Annotated in this window: 2 protein-coding genes; both read left to right on the forward strand. The window is 73.1% G+C overall.

The features are described 5' to 3' along the window. Window positions 1-194 precede the first annotated feature (194 nt). Window positions 195-575 (forward strand): VOC family protein, encoded by a 381-nt coding sequence (locus PLL68_RS15660; protein ID WP_324535685.1) that lies wholly within the window; start codon window positions 195-197, stop codon window positions 573-575. Next, the gene (locus PLL68_RS15665) at window positions 575-1,117 is read left to right on the forward strand and encodes a GNAT family N-acetyltransferase (protein ID WP_324535687.1); all 543 of its coding nucleotides are present in this window, start codon (window positions 575-577) and stop codon (window positions 1,115-1,117) included. The genes PLL68_RS15660 and PLL68_RS15665 overlap by 1 nt, the downstream gene beginning before the upstream one ends. The last annotated feature ends 3 nt before the right edge of the window (window positions 1,118-1,120 follow it).

A 1,120-nucleotide genomic window follows, 5' to 3' on the forward strand; every position in this document is an offset into this window, starting at 1 on the left:
GCCCCGAAGGTCAGGCGGCCGCCCCCGAGAAGGCGCCCTGGGCCGCGCTCGAGGAACCAGCCCCGGCTGGTGGGTGGGTGGCGCGCGATGACGCGTGACCGGCATCCGGGCAACGGCCAGACCGGCGGCATGGAGCAGCGGGTGTCGTTCGTGACGTTCGCCGTGCGAGACCTCGCCCGGTCGCGGGCCTTCACGTGGACGGGCTCGGCTGGGAGCCCGAGCTCGAGGTGCCCGGAGAGGTGCTGATGTTCATGGCCGGCGATCGCCTCGTGTTCTCGCTGTGGGACCGGGAGGCCTTCGAGGCGGAGGTGGGGGAGCCGGTGATCCAGGGCGACGGGGTGCCGCCGGTGAGTGTCGCGCACAACGTGGCGAGCCCGGGGCAGGTGCGCGCTGTGCTCGATCTCGCTCGGGATGCCGGGGCGCCCGTGAACGGCCCGCTGGCTCGCGAGTGGGGCGGGTACTCGGGGTGCTTCAGCGACCCCGACGGCTTCCGGTGGGAAGTGGCGTGGAACCCCGGCCCGATCGGGCGACGCGTCGTGCCCGACACCGAGCCCGGCGACTCGGAGGAGTCGTGATGCCTCCGGCTGTCAGGGGCACCGAGCGGCTCGTGCTGCGGCAGTGGCGGGAGTCGGACCTCGAACCGTTCGCCCGGCTCAACGCCGACCCCGAGGTCATGCGCTACTTCCCGGCGCCGCTGAGCCGCGAGCAGTCCGATGCCATGGTCGACCGGCTGAGCGGCCACATCGAGGCGGAGGGCTGGGGGATGTGGGCCCTGGAACGGCGGGACACGGGGGAGTTCATCGGGTTCACCGGCCTGGGGGTGCCACGGCAGGTGTTGCCGTTCCAGCCGTGCGTGGAGGTCGGGTGGCGACTGGCGGCCACCGCGTGGGGCCACGGGTTCGCGACCGAGGCGGCGCGCGAGGCGCTGCGGGTGGGTTTCGACGAGCTCGGCCTCACCGAGATCGTCTCGTTCACGGCCGTGCCGAACATGCGGTCACGGGCGGTGATGGAGCGGTTGGGGATGGTGCGGGACGCGGCCGAGGACTTCGACCACCCCGCGGTGGACGTGGGGCACCCGGTGCGCCGCCACGTCCTCTATCGAACGGTCAGGCCGTGAACG

This window comes from Ornithinibacter sp. (assembly GCF_035443565.1).
In the GTDB taxonomy this organism is placed as follows: domain Bacteria; phylum Actinomycetota; class Actinomycetes; order Actinomycetales; family Dermatophilaceae; genus Fodinibacter.

What these genes read in the sequence shown, in the direction of transcription:
- PLL68_RS15665 (WP_324535687.1), top strand. Translation starts at nt 575, where the DNA reads ATGCCTCCGGCTGTCAGGGGCACCGAGCGGCTCGTGCTGCGGCAGTGG.